Genomic DNA, 408 nt, shown 5'->3' on the forward strand with positions numbered 1-408 from the left:
GTGGCTGTCGCCCGGCGTGCAGATGTCCACGATCTGCACGTCATCGCGTTCGAGAAGCCGCTTCCAGTCGGTCTCCACCGCCGCCCAGCCGAGCATGGCCGCCGCTTCGGCCGTGCGGTCGGGCGACCTGCCGGACAGGGCCGCCATGACGGGCCTTACCGGCAGGTCGAAAACCGAAGCGACGCTCCGCCACGCCTGCGAGTGCACGCGTCCCATGAACGCGTACCCCACCATGCCGACACCGAGCGCCGGCCTGCTGTCTGTCACTAGATCTCCCTCGAATCAGGATTCGAAGCCGAGCGGCAGATACTTCTGCACGTTCTCCTTGGTAATGGTCGCCGAGGCCAGTGTGATCGACTGCGGCACCTCCTGCTCCAGCAGGTCGCTCATGCCCTTGCCCTGCGCGAC

1 protein-coding gene is annotated in these 408 nt (G+C 66.7%); it reads right to left on the bottom strand.

What is annotated here, in order from left to right; genetic code table 11:
• Window positions 1–267, bottom strand: a 267-nt coding sequence (locus HCK04_RS40625) for a Gfo/Idh/MocA family oxidoreductase (protein ID WP_260617577.1), incomplete at its 3' end; no start/stop codon positions are given.
• Window positions 268–408 lie beyond the last annotated feature (141 nt).

The organism is Microbispora sp. CL1-1, from assembly GCF_012034195.1.
GTDB lineage: Bacteria > Actinomycetota > Actinomycetes > Streptosporangiales > Streptosporangiaceae > Microbispora.